General features: G+C 38.3%; 27 protein-coding genes and 1 riboswitch. Of the genes, 13 read left to right on the forward strand and 14 right to left on the reverse strand.

The features are described 5' to 3' along the window. Nucleotides 1-173 precede the first annotated feature (173 nt). Nucleotides 174-1,652, forward strand: coding sequence for a potassium/proton antiporter (locus CIL03_RS06310; protein ID WP_165767905.1), 1,479 nt, complete (start codon nucleotides 174-176; stop codon nucleotides 1,650-1,652). A gap of 20 nt (nucleotides 1,653-1,672) precedes the next feature. On the opposite strand, the gene CIL03_RS06315 is transcribed toward CIL03_RS06310, so the two are convergent. Together CIL03_RS06315 and CIL03_RS06320 are read right to left on the reverse strand one after the other, a co-directional pair. Further along, entirely contained in the window at nucleotides 1,673-2,353 is a 681-nt protein-coding gene (locus tag CIL03_RS06315) for a phosphoribosylaminoimidazolesuccinocarboxamide synthase (protein WP_094884748.1), read from the reverse strand. 103 nt (nucleotides 2,354-2,456) lie between these two features. Continuing rightward, nucleotides 2,457-3,293: a class I SAM-dependent methyltransferase gene (locus CIL03_RS06320; RefSeq protein ID WP_094884750.1), complete on the reverse strand. Its 837-nt coding sequence runs from the start codon at nucleotides 3,291-3,293 to the stop codon at nucleotides 2,457-2,459. 76 nt (nucleotides 3,294-3,369) lie between these two features. Between CIL03_RS06320 and CIL03_RS06325 the strand changes: the two genes are divergently transcribed. Both CIL03_RS06325 and CIL03_RS06330 read left to right on the forward strand, forming a co-directional pair. Beyond that, the gene (locus CIL03_RS06325; RefSeq protein WP_094884752.1) at nucleotides 3,370-4,098 is read left to right on the forward strand and encodes an SRPBCC domain-containing protein; all 729 of its coding nucleotides are present in this window, start codon (nucleotides 3,370-3,372) and stop codon (nucleotides 4,096-4,098) included. 185 nt (nucleotides 4,099-4,283) lie between these two features. Then, complete coding sequence (locus tag CIL03_RS06330; RefSeq protein ID WP_094884754.1) at nucleotides 4,284-4,487, forward strand: DUF1657 domain-containing protein; 204 nt, start codon at nucleotides 4,284-4,286, stop codon at nucleotides 4,485-4,487. Between the two features lie 378 nt (nucleotides 4,488-4,865). Here the strand turns inward: CIL03_RS06330 and CIL03_RS06335 are convergent, their stop codons facing one another. Continuing rightward, nucleotides 4,866-5,078 (reverse strand): helix-turn-helix domain-containing protein, encoded by a 213-nt coding sequence (locus CIL03_RS06335; protein ID WP_094884756.1) that lies wholly within the window; start codon nucleotides 5,076-5,078, stop codon nucleotides 4,866-4,868. Between the two features lie 343 nt (nucleotides 5,079-5,421). On the opposite strand from CIL03_RS06335, the gene CIL03_RS06340 reads away from it, so the two are divergent. Both CIL03_RS06340 and CIL03_RS19780 read left to right on the forward strand, forming a co-directional pair. Beyond that, on the forward strand, nucleotides 5,422-6,822 hold the full coding sequence (locus CIL03_RS06340) for a M20/M25/M40 family metallo-hydrolase (RefSeq protein WP_094884758.1): 1,401 nt from the start codon (nucleotides 5,422-5,424) through the stop codon (nucleotides 6,820-6,822). Nucleotides 6,823-6,890: 68 nt separating this feature from the next. Then, on the forward strand, nucleotides 6,891-7,031 hold the full coding sequence (locus CIL03_RS19780; protein WP_165767906.1) for a hypothetical protein: 141 nt from the start codon (nucleotides 6,891-6,893) through the stop codon (nucleotides 7,029-7,031). Between the two features lie 2 nt (nucleotides 7,032-7,033). Here CIL03_RS19780 and CIL03_RS06345 read toward each other — a convergent pair whose 3' ends face one another. From CIL03_RS06345 to CIL03_RS06355, 3 genes are all read right to left on the reverse strand, one after another. Continuing rightward, on the reverse strand, nucleotides 7,034-7,603 hold the full coding sequence (locus CIL03_RS06345; protein WP_206207673.1) for a biotin transporter BioY: 570 nt from the start codon (nucleotides 7,601-7,603) through the stop codon (nucleotides 7,034-7,036). Between the two features lie 105 nt (nucleotides 7,604-7,708). Further along, entirely contained in the window at nucleotides 7,709-8,617 is a 909-nt protein-coding gene (gene metA / locus CIL03_RS06350; protein ID WP_094884760.1) for a homoserine O-acetyltransferase MetA, read from the reverse strand. A gap of 81 nt (nucleotides 8,618-8,698) precedes the next feature. Further along, a riboswitch (SAM riboswitch) is annotated at nucleotides 8,699-8,801 on the reverse strand. A 188-nt stretch (nucleotides 8,802-8,989) separates the two neighbouring features. Continuing rightward, nucleotides 8,990-9,604, reverse strand: coding sequence for a PH domain-containing protein (locus tag CIL03_RS06355; protein WP_094884762.1), 615 nt, complete (start codon nucleotides 9,602-9,604; stop codon nucleotides 8,990-8,992). Between the two features lie 180 nt (nucleotides 9,605-9,784). Here CIL03_RS06355 and CIL03_RS06360 point away from each other — a divergent pair, with 180 nt between their 5' ends. Beyond that, on the forward strand, nucleotides 9,785-10,438 hold the full coding sequence (locus tag CIL03_RS06360) for a lysoplasmalogenase (protein WP_094884764.1): 654 nt from the start codon (nucleotides 9,785-9,787) through the stop codon (nucleotides 10,436-10,438). A gap of 42 nt (nucleotides 10,439-10,480) precedes the next feature. Here the strand turns inward: CIL03_RS06360 and CIL03_RS06365 are convergent, their stop codons facing one another. Then, nucleotides 10,481-12,187, reverse strand: a complete 1,707-nt coding sequence (locus CIL03_RS06365; protein WP_094884766.1) for a transglutaminase domain-containing protein — start codon at nucleotides 12,185-12,187, stop codon at nucleotides 10,481-10,483. Nucleotides 12,188-12,421: 234 nt separating this feature from the next. Between CIL03_RS06365 and CIL03_RS06370 the strand changes: the two genes are divergently transcribed. From CIL03_RS06370 to CIL03_RS06375, 3 genes are all read left to right on the forward strand, one after another. Next, nucleotides 12,422-13,183 (forward strand): class I SAM-dependent methyltransferase, encoded by a 762-nt coding sequence (locus CIL03_RS06370; protein WP_240508012.1) that lies wholly within the window; start codon nucleotides 12,422-12,424, stop codon nucleotides 13,181-13,183. 125 nt (nucleotides 13,184-13,308) lie between these two features. Continuing rightward, entirely contained in the window at nucleotides 13,309-13,461 is a 153-nt protein-coding gene (locus tag CIL03_RS19785; RefSeq protein WP_165767907.1) for a hypothetical protein, read from the forward strand. A 12-nt stretch (nucleotides 13,462-13,473) separates the two neighbouring features. Then, a complete protein-coding gene (locus tag CIL03_RS06375; protein WP_094884768.1) occupies nucleotides 13,474-13,590 on the forward strand; it encodes a DUF4023 family protein in 117 nt (38 codons plus the stop codon). A gap of 137 nt (nucleotides 13,591-13,727) precedes the next feature. Here the strand turns inward: CIL03_RS06375 and CIL03_RS06380 are convergent, their stop codons facing one another. Continuing rightward, nucleotides 13,728-14,309, reverse strand: coding sequence for an NADPH-dependent FMN reductase (locus CIL03_RS06380; protein ID WP_240508013.1), 582 nt, complete (start codon nucleotides 14,307-14,309; stop codon nucleotides 13,728-13,730). Between the two features lie 87 nt (nucleotides 14,310-14,396). Further along, nucleotides 14,397-14,981 carry an NADPH-dependent FMN reductase gene (locus tag CIL03_RS06385; RefSeq protein WP_094884772.1) on the reverse strand — a complete coding sequence of 195 codons (585 nt, stop codon included), beginning with the start codon at nucleotides 14,979-14,981 and terminating at the stop codon, nucleotides 14,397-14,399. 260 nt (nucleotides 14,982-15,241) lie between these two features. Between CIL03_RS06385 and glcT the strand changes: the two genes are divergently transcribed. The 3 genes from glcT (at nucleotide 15,242) to CIL03_RS06400 (ending at nucleotide 19,653) form a co-directional block, all read left to right on the forward strand. Beyond that, on the forward strand, nucleotides 15,242-16,084 hold the full coding sequence (gene glcT, locus CIL03_RS06390; RefSeq protein ID WP_094885216.1) for a glucose PTS transporter transcription antiterminator GlcT: 843 nt from the start codon (nucleotides 15,242-15,244) through the stop codon (nucleotides 16,082-16,084). A 185-nt stretch (nucleotides 16,085-16,269) separates the two neighbouring features. Continuing rightward, nucleotides 16,270-18,324, forward strand: a complete 2,055-nt coding sequence (ptsG, locus tag CIL03_RS06395) for a glucose-specific PTS transporter subunit IIBC (RefSeq protein WP_094884773.1) — start codon at nucleotides 16,270-16,272, stop codon at nucleotides 18,322-18,324. 354 nt (nucleotides 18,325-18,678) lie between these two features. Further along, nucleotides 18,679-19,653: an NAD(P)H-quinone oxidoreductase gene (locus tag CIL03_RS06400; RefSeq protein ID WP_094884775.1), complete on the forward strand. Its 975-nt coding sequence runs from the start codon at nucleotides 18,679-18,681 to the stop codon at nucleotides 19,651-19,653. A gap of 48 nt (nucleotides 19,654-19,701) precedes the next feature. Here the strand turns inward: CIL03_RS06400 and guaC are convergent, their stop codons facing one another. Beyond that, complete coding sequence (gene guaC, locus CIL03_RS06405) at nucleotides 19,702-20,685, reverse strand: GMP reductase (RefSeq protein ID WP_094884777.1); 984 nt, start codon at nucleotides 20,683-20,685, stop codon at nucleotides 19,702-19,704. Nucleotides 20,686-21,162: 477 nt separating this feature from the next. Here guaC and CIL03_RS06410 point away from each other — a divergent pair, with 477 nt between their 5' ends. Continuing rightward, entirely contained in the window at nucleotides 21,163-22,095 is a 933-nt protein-coding gene (locus CIL03_RS06410; RefSeq protein ID WP_094884779.1) for a DNA-3-methyladenine glycosylase family protein, read from the forward strand. Nucleotides 22,096-22,119: 24 nt separating this feature from the next. Here CIL03_RS06410 and CIL03_RS06415 read toward each other — a convergent pair whose 3' ends face one another. From CIL03_RS06415 to CIL03_RS06425, 4 genes are all read right to left on the reverse strand, one after another. Further along, nucleotides 22,120-22,761 (reverse strand): endonuclease III domain-containing protein, encoded by a 642-nt coding sequence (locus tag CIL03_RS06415; protein WP_094884781.1) that lies wholly within the window; start codon nucleotides 22,759-22,761, stop codon nucleotides 22,120-22,122. A 14-nt stretch (nucleotides 22,762-22,775) separates the two neighbouring features. Beyond that, on the reverse strand, nucleotides 22,776-23,291 hold the full coding sequence (locus CIL03_RS06420; RefSeq protein WP_094884783.1) for a methylated-DNA--[protein]-cysteine S-methyltransferase: 516 nt from the start codon (nucleotides 23,289-23,291) through the stop codon (nucleotides 22,776-22,778). A gap of 3 nt (nucleotides 23,292-23,294) precedes the next feature. Beyond that, a complete protein-coding gene (locus CIL03_RS19790; protein ID WP_165767908.1) occupies nucleotides 23,295-23,438 on the reverse strand; it encodes a helix-turn-helix domain-containing protein in 144 nt (47 codons plus the stop codon). Between the two features lie 249 nt (nucleotides 23,439-23,687). Next, nucleotides 23,688-25,232, reverse strand: a complete 1,545-nt coding sequence (locus CIL03_RS06425; RefSeq protein ID WP_240508014.1) for a hypothetical protein — start codon at nucleotides 25,230-25,232, stop codon at nucleotides 23,688-23,690. Nucleotides 25,233-25,286 lie beyond the last annotated feature (54 nt).

Here is a 25,286-nt window from a genome sequence, read left to right on the forward strand (position 1 = left end):
AACCTTTATAAAAGCTATCGTTGTGGCAAAATAAATAAATAAGGATTATAAAATTTCCATTCGAACCTATCATACCTCACTAGTTCCTCCATAAATAGACAGCAATGTTTTTGATTTTTTTCCTGAATCCTGTTTATTATAAGATTAGGCACATCATGGAAGGATTGTTCAGTTTGGATGTTTCTATTGCAATGTTAATATTTGTATTTGCACTTATGCTTATAACTGGTGTACTTGCCACAAAGTTTTCCTCCCGCCTGGGATTGCCAGCTCTGGTTTTATTCCTTGTTGGAGGTATGCTTCTTAACCAAATTATTTTCTTTGAAGATGTTCATCTTACACAATTTATTGGGATCATGGCATTGATTATTATCCTGTTTGATGGTGGAACACAAACCAAATGGAATAATATTAAACCGATTATCGGAGCTGCAGGAACTCTGGCAACGCTTGGCGTTCTGCTGACTGCAGGGATAACCGGTCTCGCGGCTATGTATATATTCAATTTTACTTTGCTGGAAGGAATGCTTCTCGGTGCAATTGTAGGATCTACAGACGCAGCAGCAGTTTTTTCTGTGCTTGGAAATAAAAACTTCAGCAGAAGATTGACTTCTACATTGGAAGCTGAATCGGGATCAAATGATCCGATGGCTGTATTTTTAACTGTCGCGCTAATTGAAATGATACAAATTCCAGACAGTTCCATTTGGAGTGCAGTTGGCAGCTTTTTTCTTCAAATGGGACTTGGTCTGGTTCTTGGATTGGTTCTTGGCAAGCTGACAGTAATGGTTATTAACCACATAAAGCTTGATACCTCAAGCTTATATCCAATTTTAGCTGTGGGGGCAGCAATTTTCACTTATGCTGCCACTGATTACCTTGGTGGAAGTGGACTGCTGGCTGTGTACCTGATGGCCATTGTTGCAGGAAATAGTGATCTGACCTATCGTTTCTCTATCCTGAGGTTTAACGAGGGTTTTGCGTGGATGATGCAGATTATAATGTTTACACTGCTCGGACTGCTCGTTTTTCCCAGTCAATTGCCTAGTATCATCTGGCAGGGTATCCTATTGACCCTGATTTTGATGTTTATCGCTAGACCTGTTGCTGTATTTATTAGTATGATTTTCATGAAATACAATATGAAGGAAAAACTTTTTATTTCATGGGCCGGTTTAAAAGGAGCTGTCCCCATTGTTCTAGCAACCTATCCAATTGTTTCAGAAGTTGAAAATGCTGGTCTTATTTTTAATGTGGTATTTTTCGTAGTAATTATTTCGGCTCTTGTTCAAGGGAGTACGCTTTCCTGGCTGGCAACCAAGCTTGGATTGACAGGAGAACAAGAGGATACCGAACCAAGCATTGAATTAATAAATCTGGGGAGTACAGACCATGAGATTATGCGCCTGACAGTCAGTAAAAGTTCACCTGCGGTTGGGAGCTCATTGACTGACATTGAGCTGCCTGAGGATACACTGATTATTGGTATTACCCGCAATAAGGATTTAATCACACCAAGCGGAAATACAATTATAGAAGATCGTGATACATTATATGTGCTAAGTGACAAAAATAGCAGAAGCACAGCAAAGGATACACTGCTTGGAGAAGCTGGAAAAGAACATTCAAAAACAATCGCGAACAGTCCATGATCCTGTTCGCGATTGTTCCTTTAAGATACAATTATTTTTTCCAGCTCCAGTGGCTCAATATATTTTCCATCTTTATATGCCCGCATATTCCCGCCGGAAATTTCGTCAATAAGTAAAATATTATTATTTGCATCCCTGCCGAATTCTAATTTGATATCATATAGCTCTACATCTTTCTTTGCCAATTCATCTTTGACAACCTGTGCTATTTGCTGTGTAAGTTCCTTTAATGTATGATATTCCTCTTTTGTTAAAATCCCTACCATATCAAGTGCATCTTCACTAATTGGCGGATCCTGACGTTCATCATCTTTCAGTGTCACTTCTACAAATGCGTCTAAAGCCTGTCCTTCTTTCACATATTTTCCATAACGTTTCAAAAAGCTGCCAACCGCACGATATCTGCAAATAACTTCAAGACCCTCACCGAATACGGTTGCTGGAACAACAGTCATTGTTGCTTCCTCCAAGTTTGCATCCATATAATGTGTTGGAATATTTTTCTCCTTTAATTTTTCAAAAAAGAACTTAGTCAGCCTCAGGCCAGCTGCTCCTGCACCCTCAATGGTAAGTCCGACCGTGTTAGCACCAGGGTCAAACACTCCATTTTCTCCTGTTACATCATCCTTGAATTTAAGCAAGTAGTTTCCATCTTCCAGTTCATACACATCTTTTGTTTTTCCTGAGTATAAAAGTTTCATTGAAGAGTTCCTCTCTTGGCAGATTTTTTTCACACGTTTTATTTTAACATATTAATTTTAGATAAGAAGACATTAAAAGAACACCTTCTTATTAATTACAGTTTCATTCTGCCACAAAGGCAAATACATTTAAAGGCTTAATTTCACTGGACTTAATAGAGCCCCGGAGCATTGTGACTTCTGATTGGACAAGTTTCCTCAATTTATCCGGCAATTCAGGAATTCTCCTAATATCAGTTTCCAGCGTCTGATCTACTTCCCATTTGCCATCCTGCAGGTCCGGAGAGTATACGGTTTGTTCCTCCAAAAGATTCCAGCCTGCCTTATTTATAATTTCTTTTATATCATTCGCAGTGAAAAGGGTTCTTACATTCGAATCACTTTCTGTTTTAAATGACTCATATTGAGCTTGTATAAGAATCGCCAATAAATGTGGATACTGCTCGACCCCCTGAATTCTTGTATCCCATTCTGCAAAACAAAGCCGCTTCCCCCATTTCCTTGCTTTCTTCAATACATCGGTGAATTCTTCAGCAGATTTCATGTACCAGGAACAATGAGACAACACAATGCAATCAAAAGAATTCTCGGGGAAATCTATATTCGCAGATAAGATATCAACCTCAAATTCCATTTTTATTTGTTTCCCAAGGTCTGATTCCATGAGATGCGCAGCAGAATCCCCCAGTGATATCGGAGCTCCATAAGTCGGTGATCCAATATCCATACCGTGAACCAATCCTTTTTCACCTGTAAAATATGCCAGCACAGCTGTGGTATCTCCTTGACCACATCCAACTTCAAGTATCTTATCTCCTGAGCCGATTTTCCAGAACTCCGCAAGTTTCACCCGATGTCTGGTTTGTATTTTTTGAATATCAGACATTTCTTTGTTAGCGGCCATACAGTCTACAATTGATTGTATTATTTCTTTCTTCATTAGCTTCCTCCAAACTTATTTGTTAAAATGATTTTATCATTAGTTTTAATTTAAAACGTGAAAAAGGGAGAAAAATATGACTGGAATAAGAGAATCTGTAAAACGAGATATTGTTGTCAATGCATCGATTGAAAATATTTGGGATGCGTTAACCAAGCCTGAGCGCCTAAACGACTGGTACACAAAGGATGCGAAAATTGACTTTCGTGTTGGTGGACATGCAGAAATGAATCATGGCTGGGGTGCATTAACATCTGGAACTTTTACTGAAATAGAAGAAAATAAAAAATATGTACTGGAAAGTGAGGATGGGTATTTCAAAACCATCACTACGCTTAAGGAAGAAGAGGATGGGGTACGAATATCCATTGAATATCAAACACCTTTCATCGGAGAAGAAGGGGAAGCAGCAAAAGAAAATATGGCCTATGGAACCTTTCAATTCCTGGAAAATTTAAAAAGTGTCTATGAAAATAATCAGGATAACCGCCCAACGATGTGGAAATCCTGGATTGGCATCATTCATACAACCAACAATCCATCTGACTCCTCTGAACGCGAGAATGGAACGAAGGTAATTCATGTAGCAGATCCGTCACCAGCTCTTGAAGCTGGAGTGAAAGCTAAAGATGTAATTACAGCGATTGACGGTGATGCCATACAAGGGTATGAGTCACTGGAACGAACCCTTAATAAAAAGGATGTCGGGCAAAGCATTACATTGACGATTACACGAACTGTTAGACGAAAAAAAGAACAAATTTCACTGGATTGCAAAGTAAGTCAATACCCTGTCGAGTATTAAGTTTTGCAGCATGTAAATAGCCGGTCTGTACAATTCATGTACGGGCCGGCTTTGTTTTTTTGTTAAGGCATAACCATTTGGAAAAGAATAATGATAAAAAGATAATTAGAAAAGATGCTTCCATATAAAGGTTGTCATACAAAATTTCCTAATGGCAAATATAATTACTGGGAGGTGATTGTAAAATGACTGTAGGAACAAAAATGCAGCAAGCAATTGCAGGCTGTGAAAGTACATTAGCAAGCCTGAAAACATTCGCATTAGACACAGATGATCAAAACGCAAAACAAATGTTTCAAAATATGGCGCAACAGCAACAAACAATCGTCGATAATCTAAATGCACGTTTACAATATATCCAATCGGAAGAACCGCAATTTAAACAGTAGTGGCATTTTCCAATAAAACAGCAAATTTCCTGGTAATACCGGAGGCCAGATAACGTTAATTTATCTGGCTTCTGGTATATTCAACAATGGAAATCACTTATAAACAAAGTTTTGAAATAACTCGGTTCGAATGATTAAGAATTAACCTATAGCAGTAGTCTTTTCTAAAAAACCAAGAAAAAACATCCATCCATTCTCTAATAGAACCTTTTTATACTAAACTGTCCTGTTCGTTAAATATAACGAATAGGATAAAAATAGCAGAGGAAAGTTCTATTATGAATTTCCTCTGCTGATTTGATCGCTAATCCATATATAATTAGCATTGTTTGAAAAGGTTAAACAACTCATTCCTCTTCTCCAAAAAGCCTCTTGATTCTATGAAACCTTCTGATCACCATCTAATAAATATTCCTCTGATACATGGAAGAATTCTGCCATTCTTTCTATATGATTCACACTCGGCTTTTTCTTTCCGAGTTCATAGCTCCAAATAATACTTTTTACAAAGTCAATTTGTTCAGCAAATTCTTCAACCGTAAGGCCTCTTTCCACACGCAATTCCTTTACTCTGCTTCCAATATCATGCATTTATTTCACTCCATCTCTTGTTGTAAGTAAATTTTATTATCAAAATATTTCCTTATTTTAATCTTATCATATAATTAAAATAAATTGTTGCTTTTTGCTTATGCAGGTTTTTGATGTGAAAACTGCTAAAAAGATACCTTTTTCTTTATGTCTATCACTGTTTCTCTCAACTATTCCAGTTCCCAACTACCTATAATCATCAGACTTATCTCTCTTCCTGACTAGAAAACTATTATTCTGTTTCATTTTCCAATAGAAAGCATCATGTCCAATGACGGATTCACCATACTATTTCTCTATGATACAATTAATTTATCTATTAATTCAAATAAGGAGGAATAATATGAAAAGAATATTTTCATTGCTGGCAATTTCTGCTGTTCTTACACTCAGCGCAGTAAGCCCTGCAGGAGTTCTTGGACAGCCATTGGTGGTAACCGGACAAGGTACACTGGACCCCTTCGACAGAAAAATAGTTAAGAAGATTGATGCAGAGCAGATTTATAATCATATCGGCCATTTATCAGAAGAGCCCCGTGTTGCAGGAACCGAACAAGAGTATAGAGCAGTCGAATACATCCAGGAAGAGTTTGATTCATATGGCTACGAAACTGAGATTCAGCCTTTTACCTATATCGGCTATACAGCCCCCGACTTGGTAGAATTGAGCTCAGTGGATTATGCAGGGGAACTTAATCCCTCCTATTTCACATATTCAGTAAGTGGAGATGTATCGGGTGAAATTATCAAAGCAGGCCTTGGTACAGAAGAAGATGTCAGTGAACTGGAACTAACAGGAAAGATTGCGCTAATTCAGCGTGGTGAAATCTCATTTGCAGAAAAGGTACTAAATGCCGCTGGAAAAGGTGCAGCAGGGGTTATTATTTATAATAATTCCGAGGGAACCCTAAATGGAACACTAGGAGGGGCAAGCGATGACTATGTTCCCGCTGTATCCCTTTCACAAGCAGAAGGTGAAGAACTATCCGCTTTTGTTGAGTCAAATCCATCCGCAGTATTCAATTTGAATATTGAAGGCGCAGAAGCAGGACAACATACATCACACAACGTTATTGCAACGAAATATCCAACAAATGAAAATAAATCTACAGATGAAATTATTGTTGTAGGTTCCCATCATGACTCTGTTGCCGGAGCTCCGGGAGCAAATGATGATGCCTCTGGTGTTTCTGTTACGCTTGAATTAGCACGCGTACTTAAAAATATGCCAACAGATACGGAAATCAGATTTGTGACATTTGGAGCTGAGGAGCTTGGGTTAATTGGATCTTATCATTACGTAGATTCCCTATCAGAAGATGAAATTGAACGTACTATTGCAAATTTCAATCTCGATATGGTTGGCAGCCGAGATGCAGGCGACCTTGTGATGGCAACACTTGACGGTGAGGAGAATCTCGTCACAGAACTTGCACAGGCTTCCAGTGAAAGGCTGAATGGGGAAGCAACTCCTGTCGGCCGCGGCGGAAGCAGTGATCATGTATCCTTTGCAGAAGCGGGAATTCCTGCAGCCTTATTTATTCATAGCCCAACGGAACCTTGGTATCACTCACCAGAAGATACCATCGATAAAATCAGCAAAGAAAAGCTGCAAGATGTAGCGGAGATTGCAGGCACGGCTATTTATGACCAGGCACGCTTTAATAATCAAAATCGCAATCCGAAAAAAGGAACGAAAATAAAAGCTGCACCTGCGGAATACCATGAACAGCTGATAAAGTAAAACTGAAATTTTTATTAAATTAACCCACCCAATGATGGCATTTTCACGTCAAATTGGGTGGCTGTTTATTGTTTGAGTTCAGGAATTATACGGGAGCAGAGAAATACCCGCTGAAAGCTGAATTGAAAGCCAACTATCCATTCGCCTTTCTACAAAAAAGAACCGTTACAGCAGCAGGCATAACGGTTCTTCTTATGTACTTTGGTTAAACCTACGCAACCTCTTTTGGCATATCTCCCAAAAGCTTTGCCTGTACCAGCCGCCTTCTGACAACAATACCAATCCAGCTGGCGAGAAATGCTTTAATGAATCCTACAACGAGGAATGGGTAAACTCCAGCAACTATTGCAGCATTCCATCCCAAATCCAGTACAAGTTTTAGCTGAACAGTACCAAAAGCCAGTGTTACAAACATCCCCATGATATTTGCGATGACAGCCATCGGAATAGTAAATTTTGTTTTTTCCAGAATAAGCCCTGTAACATAAGCAGCTGCTATAAATCCGAAAACATATCCGCCTGAGGGCCCGACAAGCACTTGTGGTCCGCCACTGAACCCTGCAAATACTGGAAGGCCAACAGCCCCAATTGCCATATAAAGCACCATTGCCAATGCACCCTGACGGCTTCCAAGAATAGTTGCCGCAATTCCTACTGCAAGCGTCTGACCACTGATTGGGATAAGTGGAAGCGGAATTTCTACTTGTGCAAGTATTGCAGTTATAGCGGCAAATATAGCGACTTTAAGCATGATTCTAAGTTTATTGCTTTGCTGATTCAACGTAAAACAGCCCCCTTCATTAAAATAAATTTTAATCGAAGAGGGACTTATTGTCAACTTTATTTTTTAATGGTTAACAATCGGGGCACTTTTAGAGAAATCCACTTATTTCCAAACAAATGGAGTCTGCTGATATACATAATAATTCAGCCAGTTGGAAAACAGCAAATGTGTATGGGATCGCCATGTATTTGGAGGCTGTGCATTTGGATCGTCATTTGGAAAATAGTTTTTTGGTATGTCAATCTTCGCTCCCTTTTTAATGTCCCGATTGTATTCATCCGCAAGTGTTGTTGCATCATATTCCAGATGCCCAGTAATCATGATATGTTTTTTATCCTTTGACATAATAATAAATGGCGCATCTTCCTCAGATAACGACAGCAAAGATAGTTCAGGATGTTTTTTAATATCCTCTGCAGACACATTTGTATGCCGTGAATGCGGGGCCAGAAATTCCTCATCAAACCCGCGGACAAGTTCTTCCTTCGGATCAGAAAGGCTGTGTTTAAAGATACCAAAGCTCTTCTTAGGCAGGGCAAATTTGTCAATTCCATAATGATGATATAGTGCTGCCTGGGCTCCCCAGCAGATATGTAATACAGAGGTTACATTTTCCTTGGTCCACTCCAATATTTCCTGCATTTCACCCCAGTAATTAACTTCCTCAAACTCCAGATGCTCAATTGGCGCCCCGGTAATAATCATACCATCATATCGGCTCTGCTTAACCGTTTCAAAGGTTGTATAAAAATTATCCAGGTGGTATTCACTTACATTTCTGGATTGATGTGTTGCCATTCTTAAGAATGTTATATTGACTTGAAGCGGGGTATTTCCGAGCAATCTTAAAAGCTGCAGCTCCGTCTTCTCCTTTTCAGGCATTAAATTTAAAATTAATATATTTAGCGGACGAATATCCTGAGTGTTTGCTCTGTCTTCATCCATCACAAAAATCTTCTCCTGCTTCAAAATTTCTCCCGCCGGCAATTCCCTTGGTATATTTATTGGCATTATCAAATCTCCCCCTGACAAATTCGTCAACCTGAAAACAAAAAATTCCCCTTTGCTTTGATGCAAAAAGGAATTTCACCGTTTTTATCATTCAAAGCAGCTGCTTTGTTGGTTGTAGCACCTTACACAGTGTAGGTTGCTGTGACGTCATCGAACCAATTCTCTCGGTCACTCTTAATAGCTATTTAATTAGTTTCCAGTATATACGATATTCACCTAATTGTAAAAGTGACAAGTTTTATCTAAGGGCTGAGAGATATAGATCACCCAGTCCTTAAATTTTGTGTTTAAAAAAGTTGCCAAATTAGAAGCAAGCCAACGAAGAGATTCGACGCTTATCATTTGGTGATTTTTTGAACTACCTCTTTAATCTCAATTATTTATATACTTCTCAAAAACATCCCCAAAATCCTTCTCATGATACTGATCGCGAACCGATTTCAGCCAGGAGAACCCAAACTCTGTCAGCTCTTTATACTGTTCTGAAAGATTGGCATCATTGGTCCTTGAATTTTGCAGTACTGTAACAGCTTTATCAAGGCTTTGTCCTGCCATATCCAATATAATATTGTTTTCATGTGTTGTTTCAGCGATATAAAGCAACGCCTTGTATAAATCTTTTAATCTATCAATCTCGTCTTTATGAACATCAATGGAAATTGCCTGGTTGCCCAGTGTGAATTTGATTTCAATATCCATATCAATCTTACCAGCAGTTTCCAGAAGAACATTTGAAATTTTATTTTGGGAATAAGAAAAACGCTTTAATGTTCGTTTGGATGAAGCAGCATTTTCACCATCTACATGGATAAGGGCTAAATTAGTGAAGCAATATTCATCCGCTTTTGTCTTGATAAGGAAATATATTTTTTCATTATCCTCATGTCTTACATAATCATCTGCATCCGTTTTATCATAATCCTCTGGTCCGATAATTTTACCGATATCAGATAAACCTAGTGCATCTGAAGCTAACTTTTTTAGCATTTGTAAATCATCCCTTCGCTTAAAATTTAGATTCTTCGTTATAAAGTCTACTATACTTCATTACATTTTTACATTTATACAGTGTAAAAATTGCACTCTTTTCATTTGTAAAAAGGTTTTCTATCACTGGAAACAGAATATTACTAGTTAACTAGACAATTTTAAAGGGAAGTGTTTTCTATGATCATGTACCGCTTACCATTACTTATCCTTGCAATGAGCTTACTTTATATTTTCATCATTCCCGATGAACCATTGAGATTTAAGTTATTATTCAAGTTAATTCCCATGGCAATGATAATTTTTTATGCAACCAGACAGCTCCCAAGAAAGAAATCCGCTGCACATCGGCTGATTCTCATTGGACTGGTCTTCTCTATGATTGGAGACGGTACACTGCATTGGTTTATTATTGGACTGACAGCATTTTTAATGGGACATATCTTTTATTTGGCTGGTTTTTTAACAAGGTGGAATTTCTCATGGATTCGCTTAATTACGATTTTGCCAATTGCAGGTTATGGACTTTTTATGGCAAGAGAACAAATTGCTGCATTAAATCAAAATGGAAATGAATCGTTAATTATTCCTGTTCTTGCATATATTACGGTCATATCACTAATGGTCTGGTCTGCGATTATGACAGGAAATAAATGGGCTATCATGGGGAGTATACTGTTTGTTATTTCCGATTCGATCCTGGCCTGGAATATGTTTATCTCTCCGGTAAATCATTCTGGTGTCTTGATTATGACCACTTACTATGGTGCGCAGTTCCTAATTGCACATAGTCTGGATACGATTGTGAAAGACAGCAACAGGATTGTTTGGTGATTGTATTAAATTAATTGGCCAGGAGAATCTCCTAACCAATTTTTAATACAAAATTCCTTCTCTTGTATGTGTCTCAGCTAAAAACGCTGGATCCGGATCAAAATAATCCTCATTATATTGGAAGTGAAATTCACCATTCTGAACATACCCTGCTCCCCAGGTTGGGTCCATTTCCACCCACTCATCATCAATCTTTGTCTCCACCCAGGCATGCCGCTCGCCTGCATACCCTTCCACATAATGGGATTCCAAGCCAATTGCCCGGAGTAATGCTGTTGCCAGAAAGGCATAATCCTGACAAATACCTACCCCTGACTCAAGTGTGGACAAAGCACTGTCACTAATATTGAAAATATCATCCTCGGCTTTCTGTACATCATAAGCCACATGCTTCGCCACAAATTCGAAAATCGCCTTCGCTTTTTCACGATCACCTTTTAGTCCTGCAGTTATTTCCTTAGCTTTATCAATAATAACTGGATGATCAGATTCAATACCACGTGACGGCAGGAGATCGCGGTTATCTGCTATTCCCTCAACCTGATGATTTATTTTTGCTACACCTTTATAATAAAACATCGATTGATCATGCTGCTCTTGTTCTGGGACATTTATCATAACTTCATAATCACCGGGGCCAAAACGAAAATATGCAATTCCCTCAAACTGATAATCTGTGACTGGAATGAGATAGCCTGCTTCTAAACCCTCACCCAAATGTTTAACTGTAACGATAATATAGTTGATATCTTCAGCTCCAGGAACATTCGGGTCAATTTCCCCGCTTACCGGATATTCCTGCTGATTAAATAGTGACTCTGTTTGCCAGGCTGGCTCAGAAAGTGACACTCCTCTGTCAATATAGGAGTTATATTTTTCCATCTCTGCAAATACAGCAGCTGTTTGATTATCTGCATAAAAGGATGCTGCTTCATAATACAGATCATCTTCTTCATTATAGGTTTGGATACGAATTTCATGGATTCCTTCACCAAAATATAATGGAACTTCGCCGGAAAACTGCAGATCGTTTACCGGAAATAAAATCTGCCTGTTTTCATTACCCTTTTCTACCTGTACAAGCACCATATCCCCTGAATAATCTTCAGGCACAGCCCCCTCAACCTGCACAAATGCCTCAGAGTTTTCGGAAACTGCCTCTGGGCTTGGGCTAACCAGTTCGATATTATTCTTCGCTCCATAGGATGTATATTCAATACCACGTTGTATTCCCTGATCCTGATTCGTAACATCAAATACTGCTGCCTCATAATACTTCTCTGTTTCGCCAGATTTATTGCTTGGAACACGAATACTGACCTGATAATCTCCTTCGCCTTGATGCAAAACGATTTCCTCGGAGAATTTACTATCTTCCAGCTGTATGTAATAATTGAACTCCTTTTTCGGAAAACGCTCAATCGGCTCAGCCGGGGTTACCACAATCCAAATCAGGTTTTCATTTAGCTTTTCGGTCTGCTCCACGTTTCCTTGAATTTCAACAGTAGTATTTGCTTCTAATGCAGCTGTGGCTGGTGCTGTTAAAGAAAAACCGATTTCCTCGGCATACGGGCTTAGTGGAATTTCCGGTTTTTCCATTTCCTGCGGCCCCTCGGCTTCCACTTCATTCTGCTGTTTCTCATTACTCTCTTCAGCAGGTGGCCCCTTAGTTTCCTCATTAGAACAGCCTGTAATTCCAAATAAAATTATCATAAAAAATATTGAAATAAACGTGTTAACTTTATTCATTCTATTCCCCCGTTCGCTTTCAATTATCTATCCTTATCATACTACGAAATCAAACGTAATAAAAAAGTATTTTTCACGCCCTGTTCTCTATCATTAGAGATTGCAAAATTATCTGAAAGTGATAAACTATCAAAGTGTAAGTAATCATCACTAAGGAGGATTTTTGTGGGTATACTAAACCTGTAATCAGAAGCATAACTTTGGAAAAAATTAAATCCTAAGGAGTGCTTTTACTTGGAATGGCTCAATGACTTTTACAGTAAACAATTACAATGGTCGATGAAATATACAAATTTTAATATGGAAGATCTGATGGAAGAGCTGGCAGACAAAATGGAATCATTCAGTGACTTCCCTCCAAAAAAAATACTTGAACTCGGTGGCGGAAATGGTCAATTTTCGGTAACTGCTGCTAAAAGAGGATATGATGTTACCATGATTGAATTAACCTCAGTTGCTGTGGAACTCACAAATAAACTTGCTGAAAAATATAAAATTGGCAGCAATTTGCGGGTTATCCAAGGTGATTTCTATGAGGTTGAGCTGCAGGATCGATTTGATGTTATTTGCTACTGGGATGGCTTTGGAATTGGATCAGATTCTGATCAGCAAAAATTATTAGAGCGTATAGATGATTGGCTGGCACCAAATGGAACAGTATTAATGGATATTTATACACCATGGTTCTGGCATAAGGTGGCAGGACAGAAGAAACAATTCAACAAAATTCATACAAAATATGATTTTGATGCAGATGCATGCAGGATGATTGATACCTGGTGGATTAAGGACGACAAGGAAGCAAAAATCACCCAGTCCTTAAGATGCTATTCACCCGCTGACCTGAGACTATTGCTGAAAGGTACAGGACTAGATTTAGTTCACTGTGAACCCGGTGGTGCAATGGACTACGATAAATGGCAATACAAGGAACAGGTGCCTTTAAATGAAGCAATGACTTATCTTGCGAAATTGAAGGAGATTTCTGACAACTAATGCAACAGAAAACAGCTGCCTCATTAGGGTTTTCCCTTAACTGATAGGCAGCTTTTTTGTTGTATCATAAATTACCCATCTCTGGACAAAATACATATGAATCTTTTTAAAGGAGGATATAAGAAATGTCCGAGCAGAATAAAAATCGCAATAAAGATAAAGGCAGACAGAATAACCGGAACAAATTCAACAAACAGCGGGAAGATGTGGAGTTTGCCGAAGAAAGTGAATTCCTTAATTTGGACAATAGAAAAAATAAGAGAAAGCGCGAAGAATAAAGGAGTGTAACCATGGACACAAATGATTTTGTAAAGAAATTTAATGAAACCAAGAAAAAGGATCATCAGAACAAAAAACGGCAGGGACATGATGATCCCTCTAAAAAATTACCAAATAAACGACATTAACAATCCACCAGCCCAGTAGGAAAGCTGACACTTAATGCAGCCTATCTATCATCGGGGATTAACATCTGCCTTCTTTTTACTTTACCTATTGAAAATGCCGGGGACCTTTTTTTAGGTCTCCCGGCATTTTTGATACTTTATGCAGTTACAGGCTCTTTTCTTAGTGCTTTAAATGCCGCACTCCAAGTAATTACCTGATCAAGCATACCATTAGCATTTGCTGCATGATAGTCAGCAGGTTTGAATTCGCTCATGTTTACAAAGTCAGTCATCAGCGAGAATGTTACTGCTGTTTGTACGTCTGCAACCTGAAGCTCACCAAAGATTAAACGCAGATTTTCATGTGCACGTGCGCCACCTAAGCTGCCATAACCTACAAGGCCCGCTGCTTTATTAGCCACTTCTGGTTTCAAATAGTCAAGCGCATTTTTAAGTGCTCCACCCACTGCATGATTATATTCTGGTGCTACAAAAATATAGCCATCGAATGATGCCATTTTTTCTGACCATGCTTGGATTGCTGCTTCTGCTTCCTTTTGTTCTGCTTCCGGTAAAGTTTCACCAAGCAATGGAAGTTTATAGTCAGCAAGATCGACAATTTCATAATCTGCATTATCATTGCGTTTTACTGCAAAATCAAACATCCAATCAGTAACTGCTTCTGCATTACGTCCCTGACGTACACTTCCTAAAATAATACCTATTTTCAAGTTTGACATGTTCTCTTCCTCCGTTTTGGGTGATCTTCCAAATAATTTATCTAAAAAGCCCATTTATGACACCTCTTAATTTTTTCTTTATTCTTTTTATGCAGTAACTGAACTATTTTCTCTTACTGTTTTTAATACACCACTCCAAGCTTTTACCTGATCAAGCATGGTGTTTGCATTTGCTGCATGGTAATCAGCTGGTTTGAACTCACTCATATTTTCAAAGTCAGTCATCAGTGAGAATGTTACCGCTGTTTGTACATCGGCAACTTGAAGTTCACCAAAGATAAGTCGCAGATTTTCATGTGCACGTGTACCGCCTAAGCTGCCATAACCCACAAGCCCTGCTGCTTTATTAGCCACTTCTGGTTTCAAGTAATCAAGCGCATTTTTAAGTGCCCCACCCACTGAATGATTATACTCTGGCGCAACAAAAACGTAGCCATCGAATGATGTCATTTTTTCTGACCATGCTTTGATTGCAGCTTCAGATTCAGCTTGAATTACTTCTGGAACTTGTGCACCTAATAATGGAAGCTGATAATCTGCAAGATCGACGATTTCATAGTCAACACCATCATTGCGTTTCACAGCAAAATCATACATCCAGTTAGTAACTGCTTCTGCATTACGTCCTTGACGCACACTTCCTAAAATAATACCTACTTTTAAATTTGCCATTCTAATTCCTCCAAGATGTTTTATTTGATTTGAATTCATTTATGTTTAATTCATTATTTCCGAATCCAGTATTTATAGTAACACCTTTCTAAAGTTTATGCAATATAATTTAGTTGTTTTTCATAATAAAGTTACATTTAGTAATCGACACAGGCATACCTTAGATGGCAACATTCAAAAATAATCGCTTTCATTTCTATTTCCATACCCTTATAATTAAATTATTGCAGAAAAAATACATGATAAATGGAGCAGCATCAATGACTCAGTTTAAAGTAAAAAAAACATTAAATAACAATGTGTTGATTGCAAGTGATTTTCACGGTGAAGAAATTATCCTTATCGGAAAAGGAATTGGCTTTAACAAAAAGAAAGATGATCTGATTGAAGAAGATTCCGTTGAAAAGCTATTTGTTTTGCGTAATGAAGCAGATCAGGAATACTATAAAAATCTTCTTCCTAATATAGATGAGAAGACATTGAATGCAATTATCGATTCTTTGGATATAATTAGCCGAAAGTCGAATGTGCTTATAACGGAACAGGTCCATGTTGCATTAACAGATCATATTCTGTTTGCAATTAATCGACTGATGAAAGGGATGGCAATCAGGAATCCTTTTTTGACGGAAACCAAAGTACTTTACCCCTTTGAATATGAAGTTGCTGCAGAGGTTGTAGATTTTATTAACCAGTCTATGGCTATTAATCTTCCTGAAGGGGAAATTGGTTTTATTGCATTGCATGTACATGGAGCGATTACCAATCAGGATGTTTCGGATATTAATAAATACTCTCAATTAGTAACAAAACTAATCAGTATGATTGAAGATCAATTCAGGCTGACAATCGACCGTAACAGCATTGACTATATCCGGCTTGTCAGGCATATTCGATATACGATTGAAAGGGTCATCAACGAAGAAAAAATAGAAGAACCAGAAAAAATTGCAGCATTGTTGAAAAATGAATATCCCACGTGCTATAATCTTTCATGGAAACTCATTAAAATAATGCAGCAAACCTTAAAGAAACCTGTGTATGATGCTGAAGCTGTGTATCTGACGATGCATCTCCAGCGATTGACTAATAAATACGAATAATCATTTTAACGTGTAACTGATTCGATCAGGCATGAGTAAATAATGATAATGAAAAAATGATAGATAGGGAAAGATATCCCTGTCTTGAGTTCATTATTATTTTTACTCATGCCTTTTTTGTTTTCGCTAGAACATAGAAAAGCTGCTTATATAAAAGTTTCAAAGAAAATTATGGAGGTTTAAACATGTTTAAAAAGGCTTTTGGTACGTTACAAAAAATTGGTAAAGCATTAATGCTTCCAGTTGCACTCCTGCCAGCAGCAGGGCTTTTATTAGGTCTTGGAAATGCTGCTCAACAGGAAACCATGCTTCAGTATCTTCCCTTTCTGAGCGCTGACTGGATTCAGCTGACCGCAACCGTCATGGAAGATGCTGGCGGAGTCATATTTGATAACCTTGCGCTTCTGTTTGCAATTGGTGTCGCTATTGGACTAGCCAGTGACGGGGCAGCAGGACTTGCTGCAATTGTAGGTTATCTAGTGTTGAACCAGGTAATGAGCTCATTTGTTGGAGTTACACCTGAAACACTTGAGTCTGACCCGGGATTTGCTTCTGTATTAGGTATTCCAACATTGCAGACAGGGGTATTTGGTGGTTTGATTGTTGGTTTAATTGCAGCGTTTTGTTACAACCGATTTCATGATATTGAAATGCCATCATTTCTTGGATTCTTTGCAGGAAAACGTTTTGTTCCAATTGTAACTGCAGCAGCTTCCTTTGTAATGGGGCTGATCCTGATATTTGTCTGGCCGCCAGTGCAGGAAGCAATGAATAGCGCATCCTATTGGCTGATTGAAGAAGGAACCTATCTAGCCGTGTTCTTCTTTGGATTTATTAAACGATTACTAATACCATTTGGACTGCATCATATTTTCCATGCACCTTTCTGGTATGAGTTTGGTACGTATACATCAGCTGCGGGCGATCTTGTCCGTGGTGATATGACAATATTTTTTGCACAATTAAAAGATGGTGTTGAAATTACAGCAGGTAACTTTATGGCCGGGGAATTCCCAATCATGATGTTTGGACTTCCGGCAGCAGCCTTGGCAATGTACCACACTGCACGCCCGGAAAAGAAAAAGCTGGTTGCAGGCCTGCTTGGTTCTGCTGCATTAACATCATTCCTGACCGGGATTACAGAACCACTTGAGTTCTTATTTATGTTTATCTCACCAGTACTATTTTTCATTCATGCCGTGCTAGATGGACTGTCTTTTGTATTAATGACATTTTTAAGTGTAAACGTCGGCTACACATTTTCAGGTGGAGCAATTGACTTTTTCTTATTCGGAATACTGCCAGGCAGGGAGCCTTGGTGGATAACCATTCCACTGGGGCTTGGATTTGCCGTAATTTATTACATCATTTTCAGATTCTTTATTAAAAAGTTCAATTTAATGACGCCAGGACGTGAAGAAATAAACGATGAAGAAACAGAATCGAAAGGTGAAGCAGGAGACCTGCCTTATAATGTATTAGAGGCGATGGGCGGACAGGAAAATATTGCTCATTTAGATGCTTGTATCACTCGTCTGCGTGTATCCGTTAACGATGTTAAAAATGTTGACAAAGAAGGATTGAAGAAAATTGGTGCTGCAGGAGTGCTTGAAGTTGGTAATAATATTCAGGCCATCTTCGGACCGCGTTCAGAAACAATCAAAGGTCAGATGCAGGACATAATATCCGGCAGGAGACCTCGTGTTGTTGAAACAAACCAAGAAGCAGAAATTCAGCAGCAAATTGAAGAAGTGAATCCAGAAGCGCTTCAGAATGAAGTCCCGGATGAACAGATATTCTCCCCAATCAAAGGAGAGATCGTTTCGATTACAGAAGTTCCGGATCAGGTATTTTCCGAAAGAATGATGGGCGATGGTTTTGCGATTATCCCTGAAGATGGATTAATTACGTCACCAGTGAATGGAAAAATCATCAATGTATTCCCAACAAAACACGCTCTAGGCATTCAATCCGAAAGCGGCAGGGAAATACTAATCCATGTTGGTCTTGATACGGTAAATCTGAAAGGCGAAGGATTTGAAACACTTATCAATGAAGGAGACAACGTAGAAGCAGGTCAGCCTTTACTAAAAGCAGATCTTGATTATATAGGAAAGCATGCTAAATCCATCATTACACCAATTGTCTTCACTAATTTAAAAGATGGTGAAAAAATTGGGTTAAAGAAACAGGGTATAGTAGATCAGGGCGAAAAAGATATTGTTGTGATTGAGAAGTAAGATTAATCCCCCATTGGCTTAAGTGCCTTTGGGGGATCTTTCTTATTCAAAAATCTTTATTAAAAATTTACTTAAACTTACCACCCAGTTAATAAATATTTAGTAGTCTTAAATTGAGAATAGCTTTACAATCAAGGAGGTGCGTTATGCGGTTTCTTGTAAAAGTAGGTGTCTGTCTCTTTGCCGTTATGCTTTATTTGTTTTAATTTGTATTCCATTCATTAATCTATCCTCAAATATCTATCACCAATCGAAGCAACTTTCCACATGTCAGTACAATTCATATTCTGCAAAAACCCTACCAATCATGCTATCATTAATATAACGAATATAACCGACAAGGAGGAATTGGATATGAAAGCAATTATAGCGGAACAGCCAGGTGGTGCAGAACAATTAAAAGTGGCTGAACAGCCGTTACCTGAACCAAAGCCTGGTGAATTATTAATTAAAGTAAAGGCCGCAGCTATAAATAGAACGGATATTTTAAATCGCGAAGGAAGAGCCGGATATTTGGATAATCCGGTTTTAGGTGTTGAAGTATCCGGTATTGTGGAAAAGTCAGCTGCCGGGTTTGAAGCAGGCTCCCGAGTGATGGGACTAGTGAACGGTGGCGCTTATGCCGAATATGCTGTAATGCCTGCAGATCGGGCAATGGTAATTCCCGAAACGCTTACTTTTGAAGAAGCTGCTGCGATCCCTGAGGTATTTCTGACTGCGTATCAAACACTATTCTGGCTTGGAGGATTGAAAGAAAACGAAACGGTATTGATTCATGCTGGCGGAAGCGGTGTTGGAACTGCAGCAATACAGCTGGCAAAGCAAATCAGAAATGCGAAGGTTATTACGACAGCAGGCTCCAAAGAGAAGCTTGATTTCGCCCGCTCACTTGGCGCAGATGTATGTATTAATTATAAGGAACAAAGCTTTGACGAGGAAGTCATGAAGGCTGCAGGAGATCAGGGAGCCGATCTGATTCTCGACTTTATTGGTGCATCTTACTGGGAGAAAAACCTTAACAGCATTAAAGTTGATGGCCGCTGGGTATTGATCGGTTTACTGGGTGGAGCAGAAGTTGAAAAAATTAATTTAATGCAATTAATGAAAAAGCGCATTCAGCTGACAGGAACATTGCTTACACCAAGAAGTGATCAGTACAAAGCTGAGCTTACCTCTGATTTTGAAGATAAAGCCTTAGACCTTTTTAAAAACGATCAATTAAAACCAATTATTGATCGTGTATTTTCTCTCGATCAGGTGCAACAAGCGCATGAACATATGGAGAACAACAAAAACATCGGAAAGATCATTTTAAAAGTAAGCGAATAAAAAATGAGCTTGGGTAAATTTACTTTACCCAGGCTCATTTTATTAAAATTAATATACTTTATCTCCATTGAAAATAGAATTTTTAACAACAACATAGTCTACATTGCGGATGGCATCAAGCTTGTTTCCACCGGCATAGGAAATAGATGATTGAAGATCCTGCTCCATTTCCTGCAATGTGTCTGCTAAGCTTCCTTTGTGCTCAACATACATTTTCTTGCCTTCCACATTTTTCTTTTCACCTTTTTGAAACTCTGAAGCAGACCCAAAGTATTCCTTATAAAGCTTGCCATCTTTCTCATAGGTTTCTCCTGGTGACTCTTCATGCCCGGCAAATAGTGATCCGATCATAACCATAGACGCACCAAAGCGAACCGATTTAGCGATATCACCATGTGTACGGATTCCGCCATCTGCGATAATTGGCTTGCTTGCCGCCTTTGCACACCAGCGCAATGCTGCTAATTGCCAGCCACCTGTACCAAATCCGGTTTTAGTTTTAGTGATACATACTTTTCCAGGCCCGATGCCCACTTTGGTAGCATCTGCTCCAGCATGTTCCAATTCCCGAACTGCTTCAGGAGTTCCCACATTACCTGCAATGACAAAGCTGTTTGGCAAATTTGTCTTAATGTGCTTAATCATTTTAATTACAGCATTCGAATGGCCATGAGCAATATCGATTGTAATAAATTCCGGAAGCAGGTCCTCCTCGGCAAGGTGTTGAACGAAGTCATATTCGTCTTCTTTAACCCCCACACTAATGGAGGCAATTAATCCACGTGCATGCATATCTTTGATAAAGGCCTGACGTTTCTCTGGTTCAAAACGATGCATAACGTAAAAGTAATTATTTTCCGCAAGATAACTAGCTATTTTTTCATCTATAATGGTTTGCATATTTGCAGGTACTACAGGCAGCTTAAATGTATGTCCACCCAAAGTAACTGTTGTATCACATTCTGAACGGCTATCTACAATACATTTTGCTGGAACTAATTGAATATCTTCATAATCAAATACATTCTCCATAATCAACACTCCTAAAACCGAACATTATATTTTATTCAAATCAAATTGTTCGCCTATAATGTAATTTACATGATTTTTTACTGTGAGTCAATAGTAAACAGTGTAAGATTACTTACAATACAGATTGGACAGCAAACAATACGGAAAGCAAATCATCATAACTGATTTTTTAAAATATTCATTGAAAACATTTGATTTAACAATATATTTTGCATGTTTATGCTAAAATATACAATAAATATCAGCAGAAGGAATCTTCTAAATGAAAAGGATAATAAACATTTGGTCATTTATCCTTTCACTAGTTTGCCTAATATCATTTTTGCATTTTCTTTTACAGGAATAGTAAATCGCCGCTTATTAGGTATACATCCCTTGAATATTTTACTGTATGTTACTCTATTTACTTTGATAATTGATTTTTTGAAAGGGCTTTATGCTAAACCAAAAAGTCTTAAATCTAGGAGTGATTTCCTTATGGAAGAAAACAAACGTAAAGAGGATAACGAGTATATCATCATTGAAGTTCCTGCTGAGTTCGATTTCAGACCCAATCTCGATTACATGCAAAGGAATAAAAATGAAATTATGTATGAAATTAATAACGGGACAATTACACGCTTAATTTCGATTAATGATGAACGCATGCTTCTAGAAATCAGCGCACCTGACAATCGCAATCTGTTCATCCGGTTTTTAGATGGAACGCAGCCCAGCTCCATAAAAACAAGAACTGCTGTCATCAACTACATCCGCGACTGGTTTGACCTTAACACTGATCTTGTTCCATTTTATACAATTGCCTGGAACGATCAATTGCTTAAACATCTCATTCGGGATTTTTACGGCTTACGGATTGTTGGCCTGCCTGACTTATTCGAAGCTCTATGCTGGGGTGTGTTAGGTCAGCAAATTAATTTGAGGTTTGCATATACATTGAAGCGGCAGTTTGTTGAGAAATTCGGTGAAGCAGTTGAATATAACGGGAAGGATTATTGGGTTTTCCCCTCATTTGAAAAGATAGCAAAACTCACCGCTGAGGACATGTCGGGCATTAAAATGACAGTTAGAAAAAGCGAATATATTATAGGAATTGCACAATTAATGGCCAGTGGAAGGCTTTCTAAAGAAAGATTACTGGAACTGGATGATTTTAAAAAGATCGAAAGGGAGCTTACTTCAATTCGTGGAATTGGACCTTGGACTGCCAATTATGTTTTAATGCGCTGTCTCCACTATCCAACAGCATTTCCAATCGCTGATGTCGGCCTCCAAAATGCAATAAAATTACTGAAGGAAATGGACCGGAAACCGACAAAAAAAGAGATTCTCGAAATAGCTGCACCATGGAATAACTGGGAGGCTTATGCTACGTTTTATTTATGGCGGGTATCGTATTCAAATAAGTAGCCTCTGACGTCACGAGGTAAATTTTTAATCGATTTGCTGATCACAAATACTTAATAACGGACATCCTTTACAGATAGGCTTTACCCTGCAAAATTGCTTGGCATGTTCGACTAAAAGTGCATGGTATTCATTTTGGATAACCAAATCATACGGAAGCTCCTTTTCAACCAGTTTTTGAAATCCATCATAAGACACGGGCATATCGTATCCAATACGATGGAATATCCTTCTTGCATAGGCATCCACTACAAATACAGGTTTTTCAAATGCATAAAGCAGCATGGCATCAGCAGTTTCCCTGCCAATGCCATTAATACTCAAAAGTTCGATACGCAGTTCCTGCCTGTCCTTCTTTTTAATTCTATCAATATCGAAATTATATTCTTTAAACCATTTGATAAAAGCTTTTATCCTTTTTGCCTTTATATTGAAAAAACCGCTTGAACGAATGAGCTGAGCTAGCTCCTCTAAGGGCAATAAATCAATCGATTCCGGATCCAAATAAGGTCTTAGCTTCAACAATGCTTTTTCGACATTCCGCCAATTTGTATTTTGTACAAGAATGGATCCTACCATCATTTCAAAAGGGGTTTCAGCAGGCCACCAGCTTTGCGGTCCATAATGATTGTACAGTTTTTCATAGATTAATTGATAGTCCCGTTTCATGCGTTTTCCCTCACTTATTTCTTTTCCAGCTCAAGCAACCTTTTCTTCATTGGAATTCCACCACGAAAACCTGCTAGTTTGCCATTTTTTGCGATTACACGATGACATGGGATAACAATCATTACCGGATTTTTACCAATAGCTGATCCCACTGCCCGTACCGATTTTGGCTTTCCAATCTTCTCAGCAATATCTGTATACGTCGTTTTTTCACCAAACGGGATGTTTTTTAATTCCTTCCAAACTGCATTTTGAAATTCGGTTCCGATCATGTCTACCGGCAAATCAAATTCTTTGCGTTCACCATTCATATATTCCACTAATTGATCTTCATATACAGCCACATGATTACTGTTTTCTGTGAGCATTGTATTTGGTCTGTTTTTTTCAAACCAAGATTTCACTTCATCAATTTCTCCATTTTGTGAACCTACAAAACATAATCCTTTATCTGTTGCTGCAATATAAAAAGACCATCCCCCCTGACTAATGTACCCATAATAAGCTGTTTGCTCCTCATTAAACCTCATTGCTTAAAACCTCCCCTTATTAAATTTTTTCCGGAATTCCCTTGGTGTCTGATTGGCACGCTTCTTAAACAATGTTGCAAAGTATGCAGCATTTGGAATTCCAATTAAATTCCCTATCTCACTGATGGCAACATCAGTATACACCAACTGACTACTCCCACCCCTAAAGGAGTGGGGTTCTCATGTACTTGTAGAAGCCTCTCAAAGCTCTCCACAGGTCGCTATAACTACCTAGAAAATGGCTATCGTTTTTTCTTTTTCATTGAAGCGAGCGTCTGTGTACAACACTTCGATTTATCTCCTGTTCCATGAGACTTTATATTCCATACAACCAATGTTGTATTAGCGAATACTTTTTACGGAGGCAGGTAGCTCTACCTACAAAGGAATCCCTTCTTAATTTGCTTTTTTAATGCCCATACTGCTTGGGAAAACTTCTGTTTGTAGCTTTAAACCATCTATATATTTATTGTGCAATTTTATAAATCCATCAAAGGTTCGTTTGCATAATCCTCGATTGGTTTTCTTTAAATCAAGGTTGCTGTTCATGATTAAAAAGGCACTATACAAATCTCGCTGAATACGATGATGTGCAATGGCAGTCCAGCGCATACTGAGTTTTTTCTTTTGGTAAGTATCTGTGATGTGGTTGTATTGACTGGCTTTAAAGGTGTACGTGTTAATTTTATAAATTTCTTTATTCAAATATCCTAATTTTTGGTTAATAATGCTTATCAATAGTGCAGGGGCATACGAACCAATGCTTGTACCAAAACGCTTTTTGGATTGGAGTTTTCCTTTCTTGTTGTGCTTTGTCATCTTAGAGCGTTTGGCTAACCCTTTAAAAGACATCTTCTCAACATAAACTTCATCGCCACATCTTAAAATGTGGTTAGCAATTTTAGAATGTTGTTCTTTTACATAGACACTTCGCTTGCGGTAGAGCTCTTTCAGCTGATACAAGGTTTTTATATAGTTTTTACTACGTTTCCAAACAAGTTTAACACCAAGTTTAATGGTTCCGTCTTCATTAAAATTATGTGAATTCATGCTTCGTTTACTGCGATCCAGTTTGCGTAGTAACCTGCGTTTTTCCTGGTCAAACTGCGGAAGTTTTGGTGCAAGTGGTTGTAAGAACACTTCGGTTTTCGAACTAACAGCAACCGTGGATGTGCCAATGTCAATACCCACTCTGCCAGACGGTGTTATTTTGTGCCGAAACTCACCTGTAGTATTGATGCGTTTAGCAGGTGGGATGCCAGCCATCACCAGTTGGATATAAAACACATCCTTACCACGAATGACTTTCTTGACAATGCGACAATACTTCATGCGATGATTCGCAATGCATTCTTGGGAAAACAAGTCATTCTCTCGAATAATGACAGGAAGTTTTAGTCCAAGCCAATAAAGTGTATTATCTTCTTTTTTGAAGCGAATACCTGATGCGTTGGTTTTTCCTTCAACCGAAGTAAGTGTCCCATATTTTTTAAAGTGAGCTTTATTTCCTTTAAAGAGAGCTTCTTCCATTGATTTACAAACGGCATCTGCAATCTTCTGCCCTGTATGACTATCTATATGTGTGTTGTAGTTACGTTGGTGTTTTGCAATTACGCCATGAAGTGAAAATTTCGTTAATTGATGCGACTTGCGAAGAGTATTTAATGCTTGTTTCCTAACAGTTAATTCTTTTTTATAGAGTTGTTCTTCTTTTTTTGTTTTTGCTTTCATGAAAAGGGATTTGTATTTTCGGTATTCATGGATGTTTTGGCGGTATTGTTTCGATTCTTTCATGCGTCGAAGTTGCTTCAATGCATACGATAGAGTGATGTTATATAGTTTTCGAGCTACTTCAAAACGAGTATTCAGAATATGCGTTTGCCACAACTCAGTAGATAATTTGAGTTCTAAGATAAAAGTAGGATTTTTTTCTTTCGCCAAGAAACACCATTCCTTCCGTAGAAACATGTATAAATTCACTATAGCACAAGGAAC

The organism is Virgibacillus indicus (assembly GCF_002266285.1).
GTDB classification, from domain to species: Bacteria; Bacillota; Bacilli; order Bacillales; family Amphibacillaceae; genus Virgibacillus_K; species Virgibacillus_K indicus.

Bases quoted from the DNA above. Each gene is read 5' to 3' on its own strand.
- CIL03_RS06315 (WP_094884748.1), bottom strand. From the start codon at position 2,353: ATGAAACTTTTATACTCAGGAAAAACAAAAGATGTGTATGAACTGGAA.
- CIL03_RS06320 (WP_094884750.1), bottom strand. From the start codon at position 3,293: ATGAAGAAAGAAATAATACAATCAATTGTAGACTGTATGGCCGCTAAC.
- CIL03_RS06325 (WP_094884752.1), top strand. From the start codon at position 3,370: ATGACTGGAATAAGAGAATCTGTAAAACGAGATATTGTTGTCAATGCA.
- CIL03_RS06330 (WP_094884754.1), top strand. From the start codon at position 4,284: ATGACTGTAGGAACAAAAATGCAGCAAGCAATTGCAGGCTGTGAAAGT.
- CIL03_RS06335 (WP_094884756.1), bottom strand. From the start codon at position 5,078: ATGCATGATATTGGAAGCAGAGTAAAGGAATTGCGTGTGGAAAGAGGC.
- CIL03_RS06340 (WP_094884758.1), top strand. From the start codon at position 5,422: ATGAAAAGAATATTTTCATTGCTGGCAATTTCTGCTGTTCTTACACTC.
- metA (WP_094884760.1), bottom strand. From the start codon at position 8,617: ATGCCAATAAATATACCAAGGGAATTGCCGGCGGGAGAAATTTTGAAG.
- CIL03_RS06355 (WP_094884762.1), bottom strand. From the start codon at position 9,604: ATGCTAAAAAAGTTAGCTTCAGATGCACTAGGTTTATCTGATATCGGT.
- CIL03_RS06360 (WP_094884764.1), top strand. From the start codon at position 9,785: ATGATCATGTACCGCTTACCATTACTTATCCTTGCAATGAGCTTACTT.
- CIL03_RS06365 (WP_094884766.1), bottom strand. From the start codon at position 12,187: ATGAATAAAGTTAACACGTTTATTTCAATATTTTTTATGATAATTTTA.
- CIL03_RS19785 (WP_165767907.1), top strand. From the start codon at position 13,309: ATGTCCGAGCAGAATAAAAATCGCAATAAAGATAAAGGCAGACAGAAT.
- CIL03_RS06375 (WP_094884768.1), top strand. From the start codon at position 13,474: ATGGACACAAATGATTTTGTAAAGAAATTTAATGAAACCAAGAAAAAG.
- CIL03_RS06380 (WP_240508013.1), bottom strand. From the start codon at position 14,309: ATGTCAAACTTGAAAATAGGTATTATTTTAGGAAGTGTACGTCAGGGA.
- CIL03_RS06385 (WP_094884772.1), bottom strand. From the start codon at position 14,981: ATGGCAAATTTAAAAGTAGGTATTATTTTAGGAAGTGTGCGTCAAGGA.
- glcT (WP_094885216.1), top strand. From the start codon at position 15,242: ATGACTCAGTTTAAAGTAAAAAAAACATTAAATAACAATGTGTTGATT.
- ptsG (WP_094884773.1), top strand. From the start codon at position 16,270: ATGTTTAAAAAGGCTTTTGGTACGTTACAAAAAATTGGTAAAGCATTA.
- CIL03_RS06400 (WP_094884775.1), top strand. From the start codon at position 18,679: ATGAAAGCAATTATAGCGGAACAGCCAGGTGGTGCAGAACAATTAAAA.
- guaC (WP_094884777.1), bottom strand. From the start codon at position 20,685: ATGGAGAATGTATTTGATTATGAAGATATTCAATTAGTTCCAGCAAAA.
- CIL03_RS06410 (WP_094884779.1), top strand. From the start codon at position 21,163: ATGGAAGAAAACAAACGTAAAGAGGATAACGAGTATATCATCATTGAA.
- CIL03_RS06415 (WP_094884781.1), bottom strand. From the start codon at position 22,761: ATGAAACGGGACTATCAATTAATCTATGAAAAACTGTACAATCATTAT.
- CIL03_RS06420 (WP_094884783.1), bottom strand. From the start codon at position 23,291: ATGAGGTTTAATGAGGAGCAAACAGCTTATTATGGGTACATTAGTCAG.